Origin of the sequence: Paenibacillus caui, assembly GCF_019904135.1 — a bacterium.
Taxonomy (GTDB): domain Bacteria; phylum Bacillota; class Bacilli; order Paenibacillales; family Paenibacillaceae; genus Fontibacillus; species Fontibacillus caui.
In genome coordinates, this window is record NZ_JAIOGQ010000009.1 from 92,931 (window position 1) to 118,106 (window position 25,176).

Sequence of the window (25,176 nt, forward strand, 5' to 3'; positions counted from 1 at the left end):
TAAAAATACATAGGGAGTCGTGCTTGCCACACGACTCCATGTACACTTGCCGCTTTAAAGAGCGGTCGGCTGTGCTAAGGTGTTACGACCGAAATAGACCGCATCCCTTTGCGTAGGGCGGTCTATTTCTTTGTGTTTTGATTAATCGCTGCGACGATGGCCACCACCAGCGTCAGCAGCGCAATGATAAGCGCGCCAAAACTGATCATGATCGTCAAAGCATCCTTAATCTCCACAGGCATCACCTCCCTTCCGGGAGATTAGCCGACCGTCCTTTTAAGCCAGTTTCGTGTACAAGTTTTATTATAGCAAACTTTGGAAGATAAGAAAGCATTCATATAATAGATTGGAAAGTAAAAATACTTATTCGTTCCAAATGGCTGCTCCTGATTTGAAGCCTATTTGCTGTTATTAATCTCAAAATCCAAAAATCCAGTTGAACACGTTCGTCACTCCATCTACAAAGATTATCGCACAATCACGAGGATTTCCTTTGTTCAGCAAGCCCTAATTGTGCTCTTTGCCGTTCGATTTCCAGGTCAAATAGTCGGCCATTACCGAAATCGCGAGGCCGATGGCCTCTTCCTTCGGTTCCAGCTTCGCATGATGGAGCCCGTACGGCGTATCTACGCCCAGCCAGAACATGAAGCCAGGGGCCGCCTCCAGGAAATAACCGAAGTCCTCCCCGGTCATCGCCTCGGTGCACTCATGAAGCTGCACATCATCCCGCTCCTGCAGCCAGTCCATAAACTCCCGGGTAAGCTTAGCTTCATTGAACACCTGGCGGTAATTGGCGCCATAATTGATTTCGGCCCGGCATTCAAATCCGGTCTCAATGCCGCGGACCAGATTTTCGATCCGTGCCTTGATCTTGCTCATCGACTCCGCCGACAGCGTCCGGATCGTGCCTTCCAGCCGCGCTCTCTCCGCGATGATGTTTTGCTTGGTCCCGCCCTCGACCTTGCCGATGGTGATGACCGCGGAATCCAGCGGATCGATGTTACGGGAGATCACGGTCTGCAGCTGACCGACAAGCTGACAGCCCGCTACGACCATGTCGTTCGCCTTATGCGGATACGCCGCATGTCCGCCCGTCCCTACAAGATCGATGAACAGCTCCGACGTGTTCGCGAACAGAATGCCCGGCCGTGTCGCAATCGTGCCTACGGGGTATTCGGGGGCCACATGGAGGGCCACAATCTGGTCCGGCAGCCAGTCTGCCAATTCCTCGCTGGCCAGCATCGGCTGGGCGCCGCCCGGCCCCTCTTCCGCTGGCTGGAACAGCACGATCAGATCGTCCGCAATCGGATGCTCCGCAAAATGCGCTACAATGCCAAGCCCGATCGTCATATGCAGATCATGGCCGCAGGCGTGCATATAGCCCTTATGCTTGGAGCGGAAATCGTATCCTGTTTCCTCCTCAATCGGCAGCCCGTCCATATCGGCGCGGTAGCCGAGCTTCCGCTTCGGCGCCGTTCCGGCGATTTTGACCAGAATGCCGGTTCTCCATGTCCGGATTTCCAGCCGCTCCTGCGGGAGCTTGTCCAAATAGTCCAGCAAATAGCGCTGGGTTTTGAACTCCTGAAAGCCCGGCTCGGGTATCTGATGCAAGTCGCGTCTTACCGCGATGAAAGAATTCGTCTTCTCCGAATCCCAATAACTCATTATTCGGTCACCCTCCCGTTTGTTCTATAATACAGAAAGCCCGGCGCAGCCGCCGAGCCCTGAATAGCTTAAGGTTTTGTTTTTCGCCCGGTTGCCGATTACAGCTGACGGAGCTCTTGAAGGATCTCGGTCTTCGACTTTGTTTTGTCGTCGACCTGTTTGATTACGCGTGCTGGCGTTCCCGCAACGACAGAGAATGGAGGCACGTCTTCCGTTACGACGGCACCCGCTGCTACAACGGCGCCTTCCCCGATGCGAACGCCTTCCAGCACTACCGCATTGGCGCCGATCAGCACGTCGTCCTCCACGACAACCGGCTGCGCGGAAGGCGGCTCAATAACGCCGGCTAGAACGGTGCCCGCACCGATGTGGCACATTTTACCCACTTTCACGCGTCCGCCAAGCACTGCTCCCATATCGATCATCGTACCTTCCCCGATCGTGACGCCGATATTAATGACCGCGCCCATCATAATGACGGCGTTGTCGCCGATGCTGACCATTTCGCGGATGAAAGCGCCCGGCTCAATGCGCGCATTGATGTTCTTAAGATCAAGCATCGGAATGGCCGAGTTGCGGCGGTCGTTCTCGATGACATAATCTTCGATCTGGCCGCTGTTCGCTTCCAGAACCGGCTGAATATCAGCCCAATCGCCAAATACGACACCGCTCTCTCCGGAAATAAACGTTTTCACGTTTTCTCCGAACGGTACGGATTCCAGATTGCCTTTCACATATACTTTAACCGGCGTTTTCTTCTTGCTGGTTTTAATCAGGTTAATCACTTCTTGTGTGTTCATCTCGGTAGACATAATATCCTGACAGCTCCTTTACAGCCTTATTAACGTAACCCGGACGGACAAGCCGGCGGGCACAAACTACATCCTTTATAGCATAAAAGGAACGCAGCCGCAATTGAACGAAGACAGAAAAACATTTTTCAGGTGGCTTTGTTAAGTTCGGCCCGAATCTTTTTATAAATCTAATGGTTCAAGAGTCGTTGGCTTAACCCATATGGGGATTTTTAGTATGATTACTATAAATTTATTTCGCAGCAGAATTTCACACATAAAGGTAGTTGTAGACTCCATTTTAGTACTAGATTCTAAGGAATACGCAGGGTTGACTAAAGATTGGGAACATCCTTAAAGGAGCGTCAAATCCATGAAAGTTTATGAATTGAGAAATAATTTCAAGTCCACGATTTTAAGAGCTGTTGACGATAGGGACCATCCTATTTGCGGGGACTTTAACGGAGAATCTAAAAAACACATTTGGACACCTGTTAAAGTCGAGACACTTTATAAAAAAACATATATGGATTTTCCAAAATTAATATATGGAAAGCCTATCGTTTCCTACCAGGTTAAAAGCATACTTGAGACATATGTATCTAATGAAGTAGAGTTTCTACCATTAGCTCATCAGGAACTAGACTTGTATCTGATGAATGTAATAAATGTTCTGGACTGCGTGGATTGGGAACGATCCGATGTTCAACTGACTTCAAAAAAACATTTTGCAGGATTCAATAACCTTGTATTTGATTTTTCTAAAATTCCATTGAATACGTATGTTTTTAAATTCAAAGAACTAGCAGAAGTAAGAACATTCGTAACCGAATCCTTTAAAAATCTCATCGAACGCAACAAACTCAAAGGTCTGGATTTTTCGGTTGTATACGACTCGGAATTTACGGAGAAGAAGGAGCTAGAACAGAAGCGGGCTTACGAAGCCGCTTTAGCCGCCATTGAAAATAACAAACGCCTGGAAATTTCATACGAGGAAGCTAGAGAACGGGTAGATCACGGAGCCGCGATGGCAAGCGGTAAATGGAAAATGCAGTTGGATGAACAAGGGCGATTTGGACTGGGGGAACTTCTGCCTGATTTAACCTACCAGTGGATACGCCCTATTTATATTCCGCCAATCCTGCTCGGTTATCGCTGGCACGAGGTCGAGAAATCCGAAATTTCGAATTCATACGGATAAGATATGGGGTTTTGCCCTATTTTTATTAAAAATTTTGCAAAGACGGGATTCCGAAGGTCATATCGCGCCTGAAAAACAAGCTTGGTCCCGCCCGTGATCTGATCTCGTCAGGCCATTTGGGCGGGTTCCTTTACTCACGAAATAAAACGGATGAATAATCAAAGTGAGGAGTGCTTCCATGAAAAATATCAAAAGTTTTGGATCGCGGCATTCATCTCATCCATCATCGTCAGTTCGAATGCAGTCCCAACCTTTGCAGGTGACACTTCGTTTCAGGATATTTCGAAGTCGTATTGGGGATACGCAGACATTCAATGGGCTATAGAGCGCAAGGTTACAACAGGCTATCCTGACGGCAAATTCAGACCGAATCAGACCATCCGCCAGAATGAATTGTTAGCTATGCTGATCAGAGCGTTTCAACCGTCCGATTTTCAAGCCGATTCCTCCTCTGCTTGGGATGTTTCCTATGTCACTTCTTTCATCTAAAGATTTAAGCAAAAATACGATGAACTAAAGCCCCGTCCTGCCACTAAACAATCCTATAATCGCGAAGAAAATGTCATCGTGTATAAGAACGATACCTTTCACTTTACTTTGACCCTCCCTTTAAGCTGGAAAGATAAATATAAAGTTGTCCACCAGACACAACCCGAACCCGTGAAGCAGGACGCTCTGCTCTACCGCTTTCTTCACTTTCGAGAACTGAAGATTTCAATATTTAGGGTTCGCTGAACGCCAAAAAATTAGCTAAAAACCGATAAAAACAAGGGTTTTGAACTCTTTCTGTCGAATTTATTTACAAAGGAAACCACTGGAATCGTATCGAAAAACCTTGCAGATGGAGTGACGAATACGTACAAACCGACCAAGGCGCTAAGGAAACGAAAGACGATACCAACGACAACGAAATGAAAGACTGCATGCCAGACGGAATTTGGAATTACCTGCAACTACTGGGGATGAACCTGGAACGCAGATTGCGCGATCTTTTTTGTTCATTTTTTACTTTCGTGTTCAGCCCAACTACCCTGAAGTTCTACTAAAAATTTCGTCAAGCAAGCCCTAATTTAGGAGATAAGTACAAGACAATAGTTGAACACATTGGCGTAAAATCTCCCTATGACATGGAAAGACCGCTGATTCCTTTAGAGTGCGGATCCCAAGCTCCCATGATATCTCCGGATCCTTCGCACCTCGAATTTTGTCGAAATTGGATTTTTTTATCATGCATCAGAAAAAGTCAATGATTGATTCATGCCTTTTTTGCAAGATTTATAGCGAGAAGATGCCAAATTAATACCAATACTGGATTAATCGGGCGCATTTTCGCCGTCGCACTCCATGTGAGTGCGTGGATTGAAATGAAGCGGACGGACAACGCGATATGAGATTCGGGGGAGTCGCACTCCATGTGAGTGCGTGGATTGAAATCATTTGGTTGATTTGTAAAACTCTCGATTCATCCGTCGCACTCCATGTGAGTGCGTGGATTGAAATTAGCTGGTTTAGAGGACATGTGTACAAAATACTTAAGTCGCACTCCATGTGAGTGCGTGGATTGAAATCTTTTACCACAGCACCCAAGGAGGGCGAATAGATCGTCGCACTCCATGTGAGTGCGTGGATTGAAATTTCATCGAGTTCTCTAACCTGCTTAATTGCTTCGTCGCACTCCATGTGAGTGCGTGGATTGAAATTGGTATTGCCATCTCACAGCCCTCCTTATGGTATAGTCGCACTCCATGTGAGTGCGTGGATTGAAATCGTTAGCGTCCTTGTCCAGTTCATAGGTTAGGAACTGTCGCACTCCATGTGAGTGCGTGGATTGAAATATTGATTCGGTTGGTCAATCAGCAACTGAATATAGTCGCACTCCATGTGAGTGCGTGGATTGAAATGCAAATTGTTGAGCTGTCAATGTCTGCTGACCGTTGGTCGCACTCCATGTGAGTGCGTGGATTGAAATATGATGCTGAGGCTGTCAAAGCGCTACTTGGTCTGTCGCACTCCATGTGAGTGCGTGGATTGAAATTCCGTTTCTGGAAGAGTTGAGAACAAAATAGAAATGTCGCACTCCATGTGAGTGCGTGGATTGAAATGTCGTGGATGCCTGTATATGAATACAGTGACACGTCGCACTCCATGTGAGTGCGTGGATTGAAATTCTCCAAGCCATGATAAGAGCTTGGGCAATATATTCGTCGCACTCCATGTGAGTGCGTGGATTGAAATTTCATGCCGGAAGCATTCAAAACATTTTTCAAGTCGCACTCCATGTGAGTGCGTGGATTGAAATCCTGGATGGTACATGAATGGACGTTAAGGCCGGATCGTCGCACTCCATGTGAGTGCGTGGATTGAAATGGAAGGGATTTCGGTCATGATCGGGATCGCGACGAGGTCGCACTCCATGTGAGTGCGTGGATTGAAATCTCCTGATTTCCGGACCAACTCAACAATACGGAGGTCGCACTCCATGTGAGTGCGTGGATTGAAATTTCTTCGGCCTTGATGGCATGTTGTACATGCTATTGTCGCACTCCATGTGAGTGCGTGGATTGAAATATCGGGTCGGGGATCGAAAACGGCTTCGAACCCGAGTCGCACTCCATGTGAGTGCGTGGATTGAAATCCAGTTGAGTCATAAAAAGATATGATCGGCCCAGTCGCACTCCATGTGAGTGCGTGGATTGAAATGTCACTGTTCAGGATCGTTGCGTCCGACTTGGGCGTCGCACTCCATGTGAGTGCGTGGATTGAAATGTACATGACCAAGGCGAGAAACTGGACGGAACACCGCGTCGCACTCCATGTGAGTGCGTGGATTGAAATAGCTCCACCTTTGCCATGTCATATCCTTGATCTTGCGTCGCACTCCATGTGAGTGCGTGGATTGAAATGCTCTAATCTGATCAACCAGGTACATGTTAGCCTGTGTCGCACTCCATGTGAGTGCGTGGATTGAAATATTCTAAAGGAATACAACGGCAAACAGGACAAAGTCGCACTCCATGTGAGTGCGTGGATTGAAATCTGATGCTTTTTATATGCGATCACACCTGCTGTAGTCGCACTCCATGTGAGTGCGTGGATTGAAATCACAGCGGAAGAAGGGAAAAACGGCATGATAAGCGTCGCACTCCATGTGAGTGCGTGGATTGAAATTATCCCGACACAATGCCACCGCGCTTTCGGGATGCGTCGCACTCCATGTGAGTGCGTGGATTGAAATCTCCTGAAAAAAATAAATCACTTGCATTACATTATGTCGCACTCCATGTGAGTGCGTGGATTGAAATACCAACCTGCTGAACAAGCCCCTTTAGATGCTTATCGTCGCACTCCATGTGAGTGCGTGGATTGAAATAAATAGACGACGGCAACTTTACTCGTATAGCTAATGGTCGCACTCCATGTGAGTGCGTGGATTGAAATGATGGTCCATAAGGACCTTTAGCGGAGACAGTGATGTCGCACTCTATGTGAGTGCGTGGATTGAAATTGCTAGGAATTCAAAATCAAGTATCAATAATCCACGTCGCACTCCATGTGAGTGCGTGGATTGAAATCTTCGGGGAGTATGCCAGCCCGTCATTTGATTCCGTCGCACTCCATGTGAGTGCGTGGATTGAAATTTCGATTTTACCTATCCGGATCCGATGACCGGTCAAGTCGCACTCCATGTGAGTGCGTGGATTGAAATGCCTCGTAGTCCATATAGTAGATCGGATCAACAACGAGTCGCACTCCATGTGAGTGCGTGGATTGAAATCATGAAGGTCGAATTATTAAACTATCGTCTGAAACGTCGCACTCCATGTGAGTGCGTGGATTGAAATGAGATAAGTTTGTAGATAATGAGGGAAACGTCATTGGTCGCACTCCATGTGAGTGCGTGGATTGAAATAGATGGTTGCACGACAGGCTTAGTCTTTAGAAATTCCGTCGCACTCCATGTGAGTGCGTGGATTGAAATACCTGAAAAACAATTACGGTTGGATTGATAAGCAGGTCGCACTCCATGTGAGTGCGTGGATTGAAATGTTGGAACTGGAATTGGAAGACGTTAAATCAAAGCGTCGCACTCCATGTGAGTGCGTGGATTGAAATAGAAGCGTTACGGTCTATTACAGTGGGATTGTGGTCGCACTCCATGTGAGTGCGTGGATTGAAATACAACGCACAATGGCTAAATTTCTTCGTGAACCAGTCGCACTCCATGTGAGTGCGTGGATTGAAATCACGACTGAAATCCTGCATAGCCAATCCTAAAGCGTCGCACTCCATGTGAGTGCGTGGATTGAAATGGAAGCACATACGGAACGCGAACGATTGATATGGTCGCACTCCATGTGAGTGCGTGGATTGAAATACTTGACGCTAGTTAGGCGCCAGTGGCTGCGACCGGTCGCACTCCATGTGAGTGCGTGGATTGAAATAAACAGCCTGCCGTCAAGCAACCCATGGACTCGTTGTCGCACTCCATGTGAGTGCGTGGATTGAAATGATCAAATGGCGCAGGCAGCGTTCGCAGAAGGTCACGTCGCACTCCATGTGAGTGCGACGGTTTGAAACTCGCTAATATCAGGAACCATCTTCCCTCTTTACCCCCTTGATTGTTGTCTTTAGCCGTTTACTTTGTAGGAGTGAGGGGCCAATTCCCATGCCCACTGTCTAGTTCAAGTGGCCTCGCCTCCTGTGGCTGGTATCGATTCGAAGGTTTCTTTACCTCCTCTTCCATTCGTCTTAAATATCCCTAACGAATTCGGATTTTTTTAGTTTTCTACATGGTCACGCTACTGCTTATCTTGCTTGAACTTGTAACCCCCAATAAAATGATTCAGGCGCGTGGAGCCTGAGACATCATTTTCATTTTAACAGCTGCCTGAGGATACGATGTCTGCACTTGACTGCCAACATTTACATCGGAAGCCGTGTCTGCTAGAATTCAATTGTTAACCGCATTCAATAAAATTGGTTAACAATTAGGACCGCCCCATTAAGGAAGGAGATTATCTTTTGATGAACATGTACCCTGAGACTGGAACCTCAACCTGGGATTGGCAGGCGATCGCGGACAAGGCACTGGAGGGAAAATGCTTAAGCATGGAGGAAGGACTCGCTGTCCTGGAAGCGGAAGACACGGAATTGCTGCCGCTGCTTCAGGCTGCTTTCAAGGTGCGGAAGCAATACTATGGCGTAAAGGTCAAGCTCAACATGATTATTAATGCCAAAAGCGGCCTTTGCCCGGAAGACTGCGGATATTGTTCCCAGTCGATCGTATCGAAGGCTCCGGTAGAAAAATACAGCCTGCTTGATAAAGAAACGCTTTTGGCCGGCGCGAAAGAGGCGATGGCCCGACAGGCAGGCACTTACTGTATCGTGGCTTCCGGCAGGGGGCCGACTCCGAAGGAATTGGATCAGGTCGTAGAGGCGGTGAAGGAAATACGCGCCACGACACCGCTCAAGATCTGCGCTTGTCTGGGCCTTCTAGGCAATGAACAGGCTGAGCGGCTCGCAGAAGCCGGCGTGCACCGTTATAATCACAATTTAAATACGAGTCGAACCAACTACGGCAGCATTACGACAACGCATACGTACGAACAGCGAATAGACACCGTGGAGAAGGTCAAACACTCCGGGATGTCTCCCTGCTCCGGCGTCATTATCGGCATGGGAGAAACCAACCGGGAAATTGTGGAGATGGCTTATTCGCTCCGGGAGCTGGATGCGGATTCGATTCCGGTTAACTTTCTCAACGCCATTCCCGGAACGCCGCTGGAGTTTGCCGGAACCACACCGGCCATGAAGGCGCTTCGCGTGCTTGCCTTATTCAGGTTTATTTGCCCTTCGAAGGAAATACGCGTCGCGGGCGGACGCGAGGTCAGCCTCCGGTCGCTGCAGCCGCTTGCCCTTTACGCGGCCAATTCGATTTTCCTTGGAGATTATCTGACGACAGAGGGCCAGGACGTCTCGGCTGACCACCGAATGATTGAAGATCTCGGGTTTGAAATCGAACAGAGGGCTACTGAATGAATTCAGCAGCCCTCTGGTGTTACGGCTCTTCCGGTACGGTCGGCTGATTGATCAGGCGGTGCGGACGGAACGTGAACAGCAGCAGCCGACCGCTCACCACCACCAGCTTGCCGAGCGCCCAGACGCCAGGGTCGCTGAGGAAGCGGAACTGGACCGGCCAGCGCCAGAGCTTTTGCCAGTACGTCAGCGGGCACTTTCAGCGCACCGCCTGTTCACCTTTCACGATTGTCTTCTTGCCCGGCAACCCAAGCTCAATGACGGACAAGATCAGCCCGATAAACCATGGAATGATATAGTAGAAAAAGCGGAACAGGACGAGGACGACCATCACTCTCTCGGCAGGAAATCCCATGTTCTCAAGACCGATCAGCACAGTAAGGTCAAACGCGCCGATCCCGCCGGGGGCCATGCTCAAAATACCGCCGACCGCCGCTACTGTATAGATGCCGAGCATCTCCCGCAGCGAAACGCCATGCAGCACATGGGTCGCGATTAGCCAGAACGTAAGGCCCGCAAACAGCCACTCGGCAAATGAAGCGCCGATCGACTCCAGAATGGTGCGCCACGGAAAGCGTTCCTTTCCTTGCTTATGGAACCATTTTGCAAAGAGGGTCGTACGCTGCAGGGCCACAAACAACGGCAAATACAGGGCGATCCCCCAAACGGCAACCGCCATCCAGCGATGTTCCTGGATCAGAGCGTGCGCCTGAAACAGTCCGGCGATTTCCAGCCAGGCCATCACGGCCAGGCCGTTCAGCACCACCGGTGACAGAAAGACTACTGCTGCTGTAATGGCGGCCATGGGAACGCCGCTTTTTTTATAGAGCAGCGCCCTTACACCCGCGCCGGTAAGCCCGGCGAATCCCAGCAAGTTGTTAAAGGTATTCGATATCCAGGCATAGCGGAACGTTCTCGCGATTCCTACCTGGAACTTGAATTGACGGCGAATAACAAAATCGTAGGCAGACATCACCGCAGCAGCAAACAGCGCCAGCAGTAAAATTTCAACAAGGGCCCGGGGCGGAATCCGCCGCAGTTCGGCGAACATGACGCTCAGGCGGATATGCCTCAGCTCATGCTGGCCAACCCAAAACACGAATCCGAAAATGGCGACAGGAATCAGAATCCGAATGGCTTTTATCCGGTATGCCGCAGCAAGAAACTGTACAAACCGAAGACGGCCAAGCGTTTCTCTCATCTTATCCTTCCTTTCAGCCTCGTGAAACAACGTTTAACTAACTTCAAATTTACTCGCATCATTTCATTCCTTATGCATTTTGAATTCTAGAAAAAGCTCGTTATAATGTCCCAGCATCCGCTTGCCCAGATTCTTATAAACTTCCAGCCGATCGGTTAATTCAGCCGGCGGATAGAACCGTTCATCTCCCGAAATATCTTCGGGAAGAAGGGCAAGCGCGTCCTTGTTTGGCGTTGCGTAACCGACATACTCCGCATTTTGGGCTGCAACATCCGGCTGCAGCATAAAGTTGATAAACTTGTGCGCTCCCTCCGGATTTTTGACCGTTTTGGGAATGACCATATTGTCAAACCACAGGTTGGAGCCCTCTTTCGGCACCATATAATTGAGACTGTCGTTCTCGTCCATGATTTCTGCGGCATCTCCCGAGAATACGACGCCTGCAGTTGCTTCGCCGTTTGCCAGCAGCATCTTGATCTCGTCGCCGACGATTGCTTTGACATTAGGAGAGAGCCGGTTCAGCTTCCGGAGCGCTTCCTGCAAATGTTGTTCATCCGTATCGTTTAATGAATAGCCCAGACTGTTCAGCGACATGCCCATTATTTCGCGGGCCCCGTCGGTAAGCAGCACACTATTATGCAGTTTGGGGTTCCACAGGTCATTCCAGCTGTTAAAGGTAATGCCCCCGGCCAGTTCAGGATTGTACACAACCCCCACGGTGCCCCAGAAATAAGGGATGGAATACTGATTATTCGGATCAAAGTCCAGATTCAGAAACCGGGAATCGATATGCGATAAATTCGGAATTTTCGAATGATCAACGGGAAGAAGCAAATGCTCTTCCTTCATTTTGGAAATCGCATAGTCGGAAGGAACCGCAATGTCGAACGTCGTTCCCCCCTGCTCGATCTTCGTCAGCATCGCTTCATTGGAATCGAAGGTCTGATAGATGACCGTAATGCCGGTCTCCTTCTCGAAACGCGTAATCAGGTCGGGATCGATATAGTCACCCCAGTTGTAGACGGTCAATGTATTGCTACCGGAATACCCCTGGCTCGAGTTCAGCTTGGCCGCCAGTGCCATAAGCCCGAACGCAACGAGCAGAACGACAAGAAACAAACGGACAAGCCGTTTCATCTTGGCACCCCCATTTCAGCCGAAGGCTCTTTAACCTGCTTGCGCCCATTTTTGCGCGTCACGAAATGATAGACGATCACGAGCAGAATGGTGAACAGAAAAATGAGCGTTGACAAGGCGTTAATGGACAGCGATACTCCCGCGCGGGCCCGCGAATAAATTTCTACGGACAAGGTAGAATAACCGCTGCCGGTAACAAAGAAAGTCACCGCAAAATCGTCCAGCGAATAGGTCAAAGCCATAAAGAATCCGGTCAGAATCCCCGGACTGATAAAAGGCAGGATGACCTTGGCAAGCACGTCTCTCCGGCTGGCGCCGAGATCCCGGGCCGCATCGACCAGCGTCGGGCTCATCTCCTGGAGCCTCGGCAGAATCATCAGCACCGCAATCGGCACGCTGAACGCGATGTGCGACAGCAGCACCGAAACAAATCCAAGCTTGATCCCTGCAATCGTGAACAGGATCAGAAACGAGGCGCCGATGATGACGTCCGGACTGACAATCAGCACATTGTTGAGCGAGAGAATTGCATTCTTCAGTCTTTTTCTCCGGATCCGGTCGATGGCAAGCGCACCGATTACGCCAATAATCGTGGCAATCGTGGCCGAGAGCAGCGCGATCACCACCGTATTGATGACGATAATGATAAGCCGGGTGTCCTGAAAGACCTCCTGGTACCATTCCAGGGTAAACCCTTCAAACCCGTGCATCGAGCCTCCGCTGTTGAAGGAGTAGTACATCAGATAAAAGATGGGCGCGTACAGCACAGCAAACAGGATCATCAGATACAGGCGCCCCATCCGGTTCTTTTCGGTCATTTGCGCACCTCTTTTCCGCTGCCGAAGATCGGCATCAGCACGGCCATCATCAGGATGAGAAACACGGCCACCGTCGAGCCCATGCCCCAATCCCGGGTGACCAGAAAATGCTGCTCGATCGCGGTCCCCAGCGTAATGACCTTGTTGCCGGCTATCAGCCTTGTCAGCATAAAGAGCGATAGTGCCGGAATAAATACGGCCATGCACCCGGAACGCACCCCGGACAGCGTGAGCGGAAAGATCACCCGCCGCAGCGTCGTAAAGCTGGAAGCGCCCAAATCCCGGGACGCGGCTATCAGCGTCGGATTGATGTCCTCAAGGGCGTTATAGATCGGCATGATCATAAAAGGAATAAAGATATACACCGAAACAAAAATAAAGCTGAAGCTGCCAAACAGGATCTGCTGCTCGCCGATACCGGCTGCCTGAAGCAGCGCGTTGACCGGTCCGTATGTACCGAATATTCCTATAAAAGCATAAGCCTTAAGCAGCAAATTAATCCACGTCGGCAAAATGATCAGCAGCAGCCACAGCTGCTTGTGCTTCGTCCGCGTCAGGGCATAGGCCGCCGGGTATGCCACAAGGAGTGAAAACAACGTAATCAGGACAGCATACCAGAAAGAGCTTAAGGTCATGCGCAGATAGACAGGCGTGAAGAAGTTCACATAATTGGAAAGCGTGAACTGGCCCAGGGCATCAAAAAAGGAATAGTAAGCAATCAAGATTACTGGCAGGGCAACAAAGAGCACCATCCATAAATAATAAGGGATCAGGTACGCTCCTCTTGTGTTACGTGGCATGGCTGTTCACCTCGTATGATTCCAGGCGTCTGTCGAATTCCTCTTCGGTTTCGCCGAATCTCATGACATGGATCGCTTCCGGCTCAAAGTTCAAACCAATCGTGCTGCCCGGCTCCGCCTTTCGGGTCGAATGGACAAGCCATTCCTGGCCAGACTCGTCATAGCAGCTGATTTCATAATGAACGCCCCGGAACAATTGGGTATCGACCCGCACCCGAAGCTTGCCCTGCTCAAGCGCCGTAATTTCCAGATCCTCGGGCCGGATTACAATTTCCACCGGTTCATTCGGACGCAGCCCCTGATCGACGCATTCGAATCTTTTCCCATTGAATTCCACTACGTAATCTTCTATCATCACAGCCGGTACAATGTTCGATTCTCCGACAAAATCCGCAACAAACCGGTTGATCGGCTCATCATAGATGTCATTAGGCGTCCCGCTCTGCTGGATAATGCCTTCGTTCATGACGAAAATCTCGTCCGACATGGCGAGCGCCTCTTCCTGGTCGTGGGTGACAAAGATAAACGTAATGCCGAGGCGCTGCTGCAGTTCGCGCAGCACGTACTGCATTTCGGTGCGGAGCTTGAGGTCGAGCGCCGACAGAGGCTCGTCCAGGAGAAGCACCTCCGGTTCATTCACAATGGCGCGCGCTATGGCTACACGCTGTTTTTGGCCGCCGGACATTTCGGTGATCTGGCGTTTCTCATAGCCTTCCAGATTCACCAGACGCAGCGCTTCCCCCACCTTGCTTGCGATCACGTCTTTCTTCAGTTTCTTGATGCGCAGCCCGAACGCAACGTTCTCAAACACATTCAGATGCGGGAACAGCGCATAATCCTGAAATACGGTATTGACCTGACGCTCGTTAGGAGGGATTTTGTTGATTTTGACCCCGTTCAAATAAATAGAGCCCTCCGTTGGCTCCGTAAATCCGGCAATCAGGCGAAGTATCGTGGTTTTACCGCAGCCCGAAGGACCAAGCAGCGTATAAAATTTGCCGCGCTCTATCTCAAAGCTGACTTCTTTCAGCACTGGATCGTCCTGATCATACCGTTTGGTCACCCGGTCGAAGCGGATAATGGCGTTCTCTCCCATAGCAGCCTCCTTTGTCTATTTCATTATCTATCTATTTTACCTAACAATCGTCAGGAATGATACAGGATTCTACCATTTTTGACAGGAGGGTCTGAAGGTTTTCCCTCCATTTTTTGCTTATTTTCGCTCCAAGGAGTAATAATAGTAGATGTACAATTTTGAAGGGGGCAGTTGTCATTTGCGAAAAGAAATGGTGGAACGTTTTATTACATATGTAAAAGTGGATACACAGTCCAATGAGGACAACGAGACCTGTCCATCGACACCAGGACAGCTGACGCTGGCCCGGCAGTTGGTAGAAGAACTAAAAGCAATCGGCATGACCGAAGTCAGCATGGACGATAACGGCTATGTGATGGCGACGCTGCCCGCAAACACCGACAAGGACGTGCCGGTTATCGGCTTCCTGGCCCATGTGGATACGGCGACGGATTTTACGGGCAAAGGCGTGAATCCGCAAATCGTCGAACAGTATGACGGCGGCAACATTACGCTGAACGAGGATTTAGGCGTCGTTCTGTCCCCGAAAGACTTCCCGGAGCTGAGCGAGTATAAAGGCCATACGCTGATCACCACAGACGGTACGACCCTGCTTGGCGCAGACGACAAGGCCGGAGTCGCTGAAATTATGACGGCGATGGACTATTTGATCCGGCATCCGGAGATCAACCACGGTAAAATCCGGGTGGCCTTTACGCCGGACGAAGAAATCGGCAGAGGTCCGCATAAATTTGACGTGGCGGCCTTCGGCGCCAAATATGCCTATACGATGGACGGCGGACCGCTGGGCGAGCTGGAGTTCGAAAGCTTCAACGCCGCGGCGGCCAAAATAGCCATTAAAGGGACGAACGTGCATCCCGGCACAGCCAAAAACAAGATGGTCAATTCCATCAAAATCGCGATGGAGCTGCAGCACCGGCTGCCTGCGAACGAAGCTCCTGAGCACACCGACGGATATGACGGCTTTTACCACCTGCACAATATAAGCGGCGATGTGGAGCAGACGAAGCTCCAGTATATTATCCGCGATTTTGACCGGACCCTGTTCGAGCAGAAAAAAGCCTATCTCACAAGCGTCGTTGACGAGCTTAAAGCCAAATATGGCGCAGAGCGGATCAATCTTGAACTGAAAGATCAGTATTATAACATGAGAGACAAAATCGAGCCGGTCAAAGGCATTGTGGATATTGCCCATAAAGCGATGGAGACGCTCGGCATCAAGCCGATTGTCATGCCGATCCGCGGGGGAACGGACGGTTCGCAGCTGTCCTATATGGGACTGCCGACTCCGAATATTTTTACCGGCGGAGAGAACTACCACGGGAAGTTCGAGTACATTTCGGTAGACAATATGGAGAAGGCCGTTAAAGTGATCATCGAGGTTGTCCGGCTGTTTGAACAAAGCCCTGACGTATAAGACCACTTCCCTTGCGAGCTGTCCTGAATATGTAGTTTTTGATATGATGGAGAGGATTCCAGAAAAAGGAGAGGATGAACAATGGCTGAACAAATCCGGCTGGGCAGAACCGATTTGCTGGTAAACCGAATCGGCCTCGGCACAAATGCGGTAGGCGGACACAATCTGTATCCGAATCTCAATGAGGAGACGGGAAAAGAGATGGTTCGCACCGCTCTCGACCTTGGCGTTAATTTTCTGGACACCGCCTTTATCTATGGACCTGAACGCTCTGAAGAGCTTATCGGGGAAGTCCTTAAGGAGAAAGGCAGACAGAATGCCGTAGTCGCCACCAAGGGCGCCCATAAATTTGCAGACGGCAAGGTGTTGTTGGACAATTCGCCCGCCTTCCTGACGCAATCGGTGGAAGACAGCCTGAGACGTCTGCAGACCGACTACATCGATCTGTACTATATTCACTTTCCAGACGAGCATACGCCGAAGGCTGAAGCCGTAGGCGCGCTGCAAAAATTGAAGGAGCAAGGCAAAATCCGCGCGATTGGCGTTTCCAACTTCTCCATAGAGCAGCTCCGCGAAGCCAACGTAGACGGTTATGTCGACGTGCTGCAATCCGAATACAACCTGTTCAAGCGCGAAGCCGAGCAGGATCTGCTCCCCTACTGCAAAGAAAGCAGCATTTCTTTCATTCCTTATTTCCCGCTGGCTTCGGGTCTGCTGGGCGGCAAATACACCAAAGATGCGGCTTTCAAAGATATACGCGCCAATAATCCGCTGTTCCAGGGCGATGCCTTCGCGCGCAATCTGGACAAAGTCGAGCAGATACGCCCGATTGCCGAGCGCTTAGGCTCCGAAGTGGCGCATGTCGTGCTGGCCTGGTACCTGAAGCAGGATGCAATCGACGCGCTGATTCCGGGCGCGAAGAAGCCCGAACAGGTGAGAAACAACCTCAAGACGTTGGAAGTAAACCTGACGGATGCCGATGTGAAGGAGATCAGTTCGATTTTCAAGGATTGATTTCTGCATCACTTGGCGACCTCTGGAATATACTATAATAAAAAGCCACAAAACCTGTCCGCCTTTTCAACATTGGCGGCAGGTTTTTTATTTCGGAATGACCCCGTTCTTGGTGAAAAATGTATGTCTTCATGAAAGTTTTTAGGTAATTTCATCTACTTTCAAATTGCTTGCTGCATTTTCATAAAAACTGTGCTAACATACTTTTGTTTGAAAAGCAACCGGCTGCACCGCCCTCTAAGGGGTGCTACCGTTTTACGATAAAATATGGAAGGGTGACGAATTGAATACCTCAGTAGAAGAGAACACGTCTGCTGTCAGCAAGAAACAGCTCAAGCTGTTTCAGTTAACTTGGCCTATTTTCCTCGAACTGTTTCTGTTTATGTTAATGGGAAGCGTCGATACGTTCATGATCAGCTCCGTCTCCGATGATGCGGTAGCCGGCGTAGGCGCGGCCAATCAAATAATAGCCATCGCCATTCTCGTGCTGGAAGTGATCGGCAACGGGGCGGCGATTGTTGTCGCCCAGTATCTCGGCTCGAAGAAAATAAGCGACGCCGCGCAGGTAACGGGCAATGCGATTACGCTCAATCTGGCGGTCGGTCTGGTGTTGAGCTCGGCCTTTCTTTTGCTGGGAGGGCAAATGCTTCGGCTCCTGCATGTTCAGGGCGATATTCTGGAGTACGCCACCTCATATATCAGCATAGTCGGGGGCGGGATCTTCCTGCAGGCCCTGATCAACGCTCTGGCTGCCACCATCCGGACGCATGGCTTTACCAAAGAGACGATGGTTGTCTCCCTGCTGATGAACATCCTGCATGTTATCGGCAACTATGTTTTGATCTTTGGCCATTTCGGCCTGCCGGCGCTCGGAGTAGAGGGAGCAGCCATTTCCACCGTGCTCAGCCGCCTCATCTGTCTCGCTATTTTCTTCTGGCTGATGTACAGAGTGATGGAAGTCCGCGTGGAGTGGAGATACTATGTTCACCTGTCCAGGAAATTTATCTCCAAAATTTTGCGGATCGGCATTCCATCGGCTTTTGAAAGTATTACGTACCAGTGTTGCCAGCTCATCTTTACTTTGTATGTGACTTATCTTGGAGCCGAAGCGATGGCGACGCGCCAGTATGCCAACAATATTTCGACTTACATTTACCTGTTCAGCATGGCTATCGGAATGGGAACCGCCATTATTGTCGGGCACTATGTAGGCTCCAAGCGCCCGCAGGATGCTTATACCCGCGTCCTGCAGAGCGCAAAATGGGCGCTGGCCGCAACCGTGGTCATCGATCTTCTCATTATCCTGTTCCGGGTGCCGCTGCTCGGACTGTTCACCGACAACATCGCCATTATCCGCCTGGGGGCGCAGGTTCTGCTGCTCAGTATTCTTCTGGAAACCGGACGGACGGTCAATATCGTGATCATCAACTCCCTGCGGGCCGCGGGAGACGCCAAGTTCCCTGTTTATATGGGACTGTTGTCGATGGTATGCATGTCGCTGCCGCTCGGATACGTTCTCGTCTTCCAGCTTCACCTCGGTCTCGTCGGCATTTGGCTGGCCATTGCGGCGGATGAATGGACACGGGCCATTATTATGTACTTCCGCTGGCGGAGCCGGGCCTGGGAACATTATTCGCTGGTCGACCAGGACGATCAGGCCAATGCGGTGAAAGCACCCGCTCCGGCAGCAGGATAACGCGCACCTGCATTCAATCGAACAAGGGCCTGTCCTTCTCCATTTGGAGAAAGGATAGGCTCTATTTTTTTCGCGCATTATCGTATATTTTGCCTTCCTGCTTGCTTGATCAGGGAACGCTCGCTTTTGACGAAGCGCTTGCCGCTTGCGCGAACGTGTGTTTCCTTATACAATGAATAAGGATAAATATGGGCGTGCTACCGGGACGTTCCGCTGCTCATCGTGCGCTCACGGTTCACTGAAGCTTTTCCTTAATAACAGTCTGCAGTTACATAAGTGAGAGGAGTGTTCGTATGTCTGGGGAACAAGCAGCCAAGGGGAAACCGCGAAGGTCCCGGCCCTTGGGGCATTACCGCCTGATGCTTGGGCGCTATGTGCTGCCGCAGCGCAGATTATTGATATGGCTGGCCATTCTGCTGTTCGCGTCGATCGGGCTGCAGCTAATTAACCCGCAAATTATCCGTTATTTCATCGATACGGCCCAGGGAAAAGGAAGTCTGCAGCCCCTTTATGCGGCGGCTGCCCTTTTTATTGGCTTTTCACTGTTTCAGCAGATCGTTTCGGTCTGCGCCGCTTATTACAGCGAAAATCTTGGCTGGAAGACAACCAACAAGCTGCGGGCCGATCTGGCGAAGCATTGTCTGTCGCTCGACATGTCTTTCCACAAGACGCAAACATCGGGATCCCTTATTGAACGGGTGGACGGGGACGTGAATGCGCTGGCCAATTTCTTTTCCAGCTTCATTATTCACCTGCTCGGCAACGTACTGCTCATGCTGGGAATTCTGATTCTGCTCTTCAGGGAAAATATTTGGGTCGGCGTCGCCATGACGCTGTTCGTCGTTGGAGCGGTTTATGCCATTCAATGGATTCGCCGGTTTGCCGTGCCCTCCTGGACCAAATGGCGGGCGCTTAACGCGGAATTTTACGGATTTATCGGCGAGCATCTGGAAGGAACGGAAGACACGCGCGCCAACGGAGCCGCCGGTTATGTGATGAACCGGTTCCATGAGCTGATTCGCCGGATGCTGCCTGTCCGCATCCGCTCTTTTTTCGGCTTCTGCCTGATGTGGAGCACGACGATCCTTGTCTTCGCGCTGGGCAACGCCGCAGCCTTTGTAGTGTGCGCGATTCTGTGGAAGCGCGGCGAACTGACTCTTGGCTCCGTTTATCTCGTCTTTTATTACACCGAGCTGCTGGCCAAACCGATCGAGAAGATCCGCACCCAGCTGGAGGACCTGCAAAAAGCCGATGCGAGTCTGGTCCGCGTTCAGGACCTGCTGGCTACGGAGCCGCTAATCAAGGACGGCCCCGGCGCTCCGCTGCCGAGCGGACCGCTGTCCGTTGAATTCCGCAATCTTACGTTTGCTTATGAGCCTGATGGACAGCCAACGCTGAATCAGCTTGAGCTGCGCCTGGAGCCGGGACAGACGCTCGGGCTGCTCGGCCGGACCGGCAGCGGGAAAACCACGCTGGCCCGGCTGCTGCTCCGCTTCTATGATCCACAGCAAGGACGGATTGAACTCGCCGGGACCGACATTCGAAAGTGCAAGCTCCATGAGCTGCGAAACTCGGTCGCGATGGTGACTCAGAATATTGAAATTATGGAAGGAACGGTCCGGGACAACCTGACGCTGTTCGATGATTCCATCGATGACGGCAGAATTGTTGCCGTGCTGGCCGAGCTGGGGCTTGGCCAGTGGTATGAAGCTTTGCCCGAGGGTCTAGACTCCATTCTCGCTTCCGGGGGCGGCAGCCTGTCTGCAGGGGAAGCGCAGCTGCTCGCTTTTGCCCGGGTATTCCTTACGGACCCGGGGCTTGTCATTCTGGATGAAGCTTCCTCCAGACTCGATCCGCTGACGGAAAGCCGGATCGAAACGGCGATCAGCCGTCTGCTTCAGGAACGAACCTGCATTATTATTGCCCACCGGTTAACAACCGTACAGCGGGCGGATCAAATCCTGATTCTGGATAACGGCCAGATGCTGGAGCACGGACCGCGCGCGAAGCTGGCAGCGGACCCTGATTCCCGGTTCAGCCGGATGCTGTCCGTTGGAATGGAGGAGGTGCTGGCATGAAACCAAGGCATTTTTTCTGGAGGCTGCTGGCTTACCGTCCGGCGCTCTATCTGATGAACTTGCTGGCCTGGACGCTGGTTCATATGTCTCTGCTGGTGCCGGGGCTGGTCACCAAAATGTTCTTCGATTACCTGGAAGGAACTTACGAGTTCTCCTTCGGGATTTGGGGCATCGCCGCCCTGCTGATCGGAGCGGCGCTCGGCCGGATCGCGCTGATCGTCTGCGGCTTTCTGACCGACGTCAATTTCCGGTTCCGCGCGAGCATGCTCGTGCGCCGCAACATGCTGGCGCATGTGCTGAAGGAGCCCGGCGCGCGCGCCATCCCCTGCTCGCCCGGCGAAGCGATCAGCAATTTTCGGGACGATGTCGATCAGACCGAGGAAGCCATAAGCTGGTCCGTTGACTCCCTGGGACTGATTGGTTTCGTCATCGTCGCAAGCTATATTCTCATCTCTATCGATGCGCAGATGACGTTGTTTGTGTTTGTGCCGCTGATCCTCGTTGTGACGGCTGCGCAGATTGCAACGTCGCGGATTCAGAAATACCGGGCGGCAAGCCGGAAGGCGACCGCGCGGGTCACAAGCTCGATCAGCGAAATGTTCTCCAATGTGCAGGCAATCCAGGTCGCCGGTGCCGAATCGCGCGTTGTGAGCCGTTTTGTGGAGCTGAGCGACCAACGCCGCCAAAGCATGGTGAAGGATAAACTGATTACCGAGGCGCTGTCGTCGGTGTTCGCCAACTCCGTCAATCTCGGCACAGGGCTAGTCCTTGTGCTCGCCGGCTACAAAATGCGCAGCGGAGATTTCACGGTCGGGGATCTGTCCCTGTTCGTCTACTACCTGACGTTTGTGACGCAGCTGATTTCCAACGTCGGCAACTTCATGACCTATTACAAGCAGATGACCGTCAGCTTCAGCCGTCTGAAAAATATGCTCCAGGGCGCGCCGGCATCCATTCTGACCGCAGCCGCTTATATCGGGATCGGCAAGCCCGGCAAATACGGCAAACGTCGGAGAGACGCCGCCAACCCGCAGCCGACCACCGAGGCAGCGGCGCGAAACGGCGAAGCGGCGACCTGGCCCGTAGCTGCAGTTGGCGGCCAGGGCGCGCCGGCAGCAGAGGGCGTGCGGGGGCAGAAAGCGCAGACGCCTGCGCAGGAAGTGCAAATGCGGGCGGGGGAAGCGCAGAGAAGCGAGCTCGCAGCGACCGCGATGGCTGCCGCCACGTCCGAGCTTTGGGACCCGATTACGGCTCCGGCCATTGACGCCGGACCGCTGTATACGCTTGAGGCGCGCGGCCTGACGTACCGGTATCCCGAAACCGGACGGGGCATTGAGAGCATCGACCTCACGCTGAAGCGCGGCTCTTTCACGGTGATCACCGGCATGATCGGCTCCGGCAAAACGACGCTGCTGCGCACGATGCTGGGTCTGCTGCCCGCCGAGTCCGGCGAAATGACGTGGAACGGCTGCCCTGTTACAAAGCCGGCCGACTTCTTTGTTCCGCCGCAGAGCGCGTATACGGCGCAAATTCCGCGGCTGTACAGCGACAAGCTGCGCAACAATATTTTGCTCGGCCTGCCCGAGGCGGGCAGCGATCTTTCGCGGGCCCTGCACGCCGCCGTCATGGAAGACGACGTCGCCAGGCTGGAGCAGGGCCTCGACACCCTCGTCGGACCGCGCGGCGTCAAGCTGTCCGGCGGCCAGGCGCAGCGCACTGCCGCTGCGCGGATGCTCGTGCGCGACGCACAGCTGTACGTGTTCGACGACCTGTCGAGCGCGCTCGACGTCGAAACCGAACGCAAGCTGTGGGAGCGGCTGTTCCGTGACCGCGGCGAGGCGACCTGCCTCGTCGTGTCACACCGCAAGGCGGCGCTCTCGCACGCCGACCATATCATCGTGCTGAAGGACGGCACGATCGAAGCCGAAGGCACTGCCGATCAGCTGCTCGCCACAAGCGACAGCTTCCGCCAGCTTTGGTACGGCGAGGAAACGGGCGCCGCATCGTCATAACCAATAATGGATGTTTGTTAGACTTGATTGTACAGAAGCGGGAAGGTGGAAAAGAAATGGATGTTACCGAATTTCAGCAATGGGTTAAGGACTACTATAAGAGTAGAGGCTGGTCAGATCTGGATATTTTTATTCGAATCGGCTTTTTGGCGGAAGAAACGGGCGAGGTCGCACGAGCTATAAGGGCTCTTGAAATCGGCAGAGACAGACCTGATGAAACAAGGGGTTCCTTTGAGGAGCATAAACAGGAACTAACGGAAGAGCTAGGGATGTACTCGGCAATCTGATCGTGATTGCCAACAAATACGAGATCCGGTTAGAAGATATTTTTCACTCGCATCAAAAGAAACTTGCCGAAAGATATGCAAACAGTCGGAATCATTGATCCTTTGTAGTCAAGCTGCACCAACCTGGATATGGTCAGCAATTCAATAAGGATGCCATCCTTCCCTGGACGGCATCCTTTTCTTTACGGGTTTTGACTCAAAATCCGTGAATCCGCAGCCAATCCTCGCACAGCGTGGTCCAGGTGCGTACTTCCGGGTGCTCTGCGGCGAGTCCGAGCCCGTGCACCCCTTGTTCGTAAATATGGAGAGCAAAAGGAACATGATTTCTTCTCAAAGCCGAAGCGAACAACTGACTATTCTCATACGGAACGACCTTATCTTCGACCGTATGCCACAAGAACGTTGGCGGCGTATCCGGTCCCACTTGAGTTTCATTGGACAGCATGGACACAAGTTCCGGATCCGGATGGTCTCCAAGCAAATTATGAAGCGTTCCCTGGTCCGTATACGGATCGGTCAACGTAATAACCGAATAGCACAGCACCATCAGATCGGGACGACTGCTTTCGCGTTCTACAGGATCTGCTGCGGCGCTGTCTCCTAAATCAAAATGCGTGCCGGCCGCAGCCGCGAGATGCCCTCCGGCCGAAAAGCCGAGAATCCCCACCCTGCGCGGATCCATATTCCATTTGCCCGCCGAATGGCGAATATAGCGAATCGCCCGACCGGCGTCCAGCAGCGGTGCCGGATGGCAGTACGGAGCGACGCGGTAATGCAGCACAAAGGCAGCGATGCCGAGCTTGTTCAACCAGTGCGCTACGGGCGCGCCCTCATGATCCGACCTTACGCCGTAAGCGCCGCCCGGACAAACGATGATCACCGGAGCAGGGTTTGGCGAAGATACAGGAAAGGCATCCAGCCACGGAATATCCTCCTCGCTCTGTCCCCGGGCATAGGGAGCGTCCTCCGGCCATAGTCTGATCTTCGCACGTTCATTTCCATTCCACATGATGATTGCTCCTTCTTTTTTTAGTCTTCTACAATGGATTTGCATTGCAGAATGAAGAAAAGAGGTCAAGAGATCGTGTATGCGGTTTCAACGTTGTACTGGCACCTTGGCCGTTATTTTCCGATGTCATTATAACAAGCCGGGAATGAAGGTTAAAGGCCATGCGACAAAAAAATTCAACGTATTCCATTGAACCGGCATCGCCCTTACTTTCACAAATGCAAAGAGGCTTCCAGCGCTTGTCACGCCAGTTTCTGTAACAGGAAGCCTCCTTTATGTTCAATTGGCGGACGCGGCCGGAAGCGAATCGTCCTTGTCTTTCGTTTCTTCCTTCCATACGACCTGCTCGCCGTAGCTCTTGCCCCAATCATACATCGATTTAAGCACCGGCATCAGACTTTGGCCATATTCCGTCATGGAATACTCCACCCGGGGCGGAACCTCCGGATATACCTTGCGGCTGATCAGCTGATCCTCTTCCAATTCGCGGAGCTGGTTGGTTAACATTTTCTGCGTAATATGGGGAATCAGCTTCTTCAGTTCACTGAACCGTTTCGTTCCCTCCAGGCCGAGATGCCACAAAATAATGAGCTTCCATTTCCCGCCGATCACCGCAAGCGTTAGCTCTTTCTCGCAATTAATCTCCTTGAGATTAATCCGTTCCTTCACCTGATTCGCCATATCATCACACTCCTCTTAAAATCAGTATATCATCATGTACTACTGCCTTTCTACCTCTGTACCCGCCAAATGGAAACTAATGTGTAACATCAACAGGGAAAGAAGCTCTGGAACTCCGTTTCCGGGCAGCAAACCGCGCCAATAGTATCCTCTGCGTAACTACACCACCGGAAAGTGCCTACTTCCGAAAAAGAAGAGACCCGAAATATAATAACCCAAAGCGGCGGTGATGTACCG

19 protein-coding genes, 1 pseudogene and 1 CRISPR repeat array are annotated in these 25,176 nt (G+C 51.6%); of the genes and pseudogenes, 9 read left to right on the plus strand and 11 right to left on the minus strand.

The window, feature by feature from the left end:
- Window positions 1–122: 122 nt before the first annotated feature.
- The 3 genes from K7397_RS07500 to dapD all read right to left on the minus strand — a co-directional run bounded on the left by K7397_RS07500 (window position 123) and on the right by dapD (window position 2,477).
- The gene (locus tag K7397_RS07500; RefSeq protein WP_237690749.1) at window positions 123–242 is read right to left on the minus strand and encodes a putative holin-like toxin; all 120 of its coding nucleotides are present in this window, start codon (window positions 240–242) and stop codon (window positions 123–125) included.
- Between the two features lie 265 nt (window positions 243–507).
- Complete coding sequence (locus tag K7397_RS07505; protein WP_223067329.1) at window positions 508–1,665, minus strand: N-acetyldiaminopimelate deacetylase; 1,158 nt, start codon at window positions 1,663–1,665, stop codon at window positions 508–510.
- A 98-nt stretch (window positions 1,666–1,763) separates the two neighbouring features.
- Entirely contained in the window at window positions 1,764–2,477 is a 714-nt protein-coding gene (gene dapD, locus K7397_RS07510) for a 2,3,4,5-tetrahydropyridine-2,6-dicarboxylate N-acetyltransferase (protein ID WP_223067330.1), read from the minus strand.
- Window positions 2,478–2,829: 352 nt separating this feature from the next.
- Here dapD and K7397_RS07515 point away from each other — a divergent pair, with 352 nt between their 5' ends.
- The 3 genes from K7397_RS07515 (at window position 2,830) to bioB (ending at window position 9,696) form a co-directional block, all read left to right on the plus strand.
- On the plus strand, window positions 2,830–3,657 hold the full coding sequence (locus K7397_RS07515; protein ID WP_223067331.1) for an imm11 family protein: 828 nt from the start codon (window positions 2,830–2,832) through the stop codon (window positions 3,655–3,657).
- 150 nt (window positions 3,658–3,807) lie between these two features.
- A complete protein-coding gene (locus K7397_RS07520) occupies window positions 3,808–4,146 on the plus strand; it encodes an S-layer homology domain-containing protein (protein ID WP_223067332.1) in 339 nt (112 codons plus the stop codon).
- Between the two features lie 845 nt (window positions 4,147–4,991).
- A CRISPR array of direct repeats spans window positions 4,992–8,234; the repeat unit is 32 nt; unit sequence GTCGCACTCCATGTGAGTGCGTGGATTGAAAT.
- A 448-nt stretch (window positions 8,235–8,682) separates the two neighbouring features.
- Window positions 8,683–9,696, plus strand: coding sequence for a biotin synthase BioB (gene bioB, locus K7397_RS07525; protein WP_273545586.1), 1,014 nt, complete (start codon window positions 8,683–8,685; stop codon window positions 9,694–9,696).
- Window positions 9,697–9,698: 2 nt separating this feature from the next.
- On the opposite strand, the gene K7397_RS07530 is transcribed toward bioB, so the two are convergent.
- The 6 genes from K7397_RS07530 to K7397_RS07555 all read right to left on the minus strand — a co-directional run bounded on the left by K7397_RS07530 (window position 9,699) and on the right by K7397_RS07555 (window position 14,745).
- Window positions 9,699–9,890 (minus strand): hypothetical protein, encoded by a 192-nt coding sequence (locus tag K7397_RS07530; protein WP_223067333.1) that lies wholly within the window; start codon window positions 9,888–9,890, stop codon window positions 9,699–9,701.
- Window positions 9,891–9,892: 2 nt separating this feature from the next.
- Entirely contained in the window at window positions 9,893–10,894 is a 1,002-nt protein-coding gene (locus K7397_RS07535) for a lysylphosphatidylglycerol synthase domain-containing protein (protein WP_223067334.1), read from the minus strand.
- A gap of 63 nt (window positions 10,895–10,957) precedes the next feature.
- On the minus strand, window positions 10,958–12,031 hold the full coding sequence (locus K7397_RS07540; protein WP_223067335.1) for an ABC transporter substrate-binding protein: 1,074 nt from the start codon (window positions 12,029–12,031) through the stop codon (window positions 10,958–10,960).
- A complete protein-coding gene (locus K7397_RS07545; RefSeq protein WP_223067336.1) occupies window positions 12,028–12,849 on the minus strand; it encodes an ABC transporter permease in 822 nt (273 codons plus the stop codon). The genes K7397_RS07540 and K7397_RS07545 overlap by 4 nt, the downstream gene beginning before the upstream one ends.
- Complete coding sequence (locus tag K7397_RS07550; RefSeq protein WP_223067337.1) at window positions 12,846–13,649, minus strand: ABC transporter permease; 804 nt, start codon at window positions 13,647–13,649, stop codon at window positions 12,846–12,848. The genes K7397_RS07545 and K7397_RS07550 overlap by 4 nt, the downstream gene beginning before the upstream one ends.
- Window positions 13,639–14,745: an ABC transporter ATP-binding protein gene (locus K7397_RS07555; RefSeq protein WP_223067338.1), complete on the minus strand. Its 1,107-nt coding sequence runs from the start codon at window positions 14,743–14,745 to the stop codon at window positions 13,639–13,641. The genes K7397_RS07550 and K7397_RS07555 overlap by 11 nt, the downstream gene beginning before the upstream one ends.
- Before the next feature lie 148 nt (window positions 14,746–14,893).
- On the opposite strand from K7397_RS07555, the gene pepT reads away from it, so the two are divergent.
- The 6 genes and pseudogenes from pepT to K7397_RS07585 all read left to right on the plus strand — a co-directional run bounded on the left by pepT (window position 14,894) and on the right by K7397_RS07585 (window position 23,347).
- Window positions 14,894–16,162, plus strand: coding sequence for a peptidase T (pepT, locus tag K7397_RS07560; RefSeq protein ID WP_420488759.1), 1,269 nt, complete (start codon window positions 14,894–14,896; stop codon window positions 16,160–16,162).
- Window positions 16,163–16,243: 81 nt separating this feature from the next.
- Complete coding sequence (locus K7397_RS07565) at window positions 16,244–17,176, plus strand: aldo/keto reductase (protein WP_223067339.1); 933 nt, start codon at window positions 16,244–16,246, stop codon at window positions 17,174–17,176.
- Window positions 17,177–17,459: 283 nt separating this feature from the next.
- Window positions 17,460–18,872 carry an MATE family efflux transporter gene (locus tag K7397_RS07570; protein WP_237690750.1) on the plus strand — a complete coding sequence of 471 codons (1,413 nt, stop codon included), beginning with the start codon at window positions 17,460–17,462 and terminating at the stop codon, window positions 18,870–18,872.
- A gap of 293 nt (window positions 18,873–19,165) precedes the next feature.
- Window positions 19,166–20,950, plus strand: coding sequence for an ABC transporter ATP-binding protein (locus K7397_RS07575; RefSeq protein ID WP_223067340.1), 1,785 nt, complete (start codon window positions 19,166–19,168; stop codon window positions 20,948–20,950).
- The gene (locus K7397_RS07580) at window positions 20,947–22,962 is read left to right on the plus strand and encodes an ABC transporter ATP-binding protein (RefSeq protein ID WP_223067341.1); all 2,016 of its coding nucleotides are present in this window, start codon (window positions 20,947–20,949) and stop codon (window positions 22,960–22,962) included. Before K7397_RS07575 ends, K7397_RS07580 begins: the two co-directional genes overlap by 4 nt.
- A gap of 56 nt (window positions 22,963–23,018) precedes the next feature.
- A pseudogene (locus K7397_RS07585) lies at window positions 23,019–23,347 on the plus strand (MazG nucleotide pyrophosphohydrolase domain-containing protein).
- Between the two features lie 98 nt (window positions 23,348–23,445).
- Here the strand turns inward: K7397_RS07585 and K7397_RS07590 are convergent.
- Both K7397_RS07590 and K7397_RS07595 read right to left on the minus strand, forming a co-directional pair.
- On the minus strand, window positions 23,446–24,258 hold the full coding sequence (locus K7397_RS07590) for an alpha/beta hydrolase (protein WP_223067342.1): 813 nt from the start codon (window positions 24,256–24,258) through the stop codon (window positions 23,446–23,448).
- A 279-nt stretch (window positions 24,259–24,537) separates the two neighbouring features.
- The gene (locus tag K7397_RS07595) at window positions 24,538–24,939 is read right to left on the minus strand and encodes a winged helix-turn-helix transcriptional regulator (RefSeq protein WP_223067343.1); all 402 of its coding nucleotides are present in this window, start codon (window positions 24,937–24,939) and stop codon (window positions 24,538–24,540) included.
- Between the last annotated feature and the right edge of the window lie 237 nt (window positions 24,940–25,176).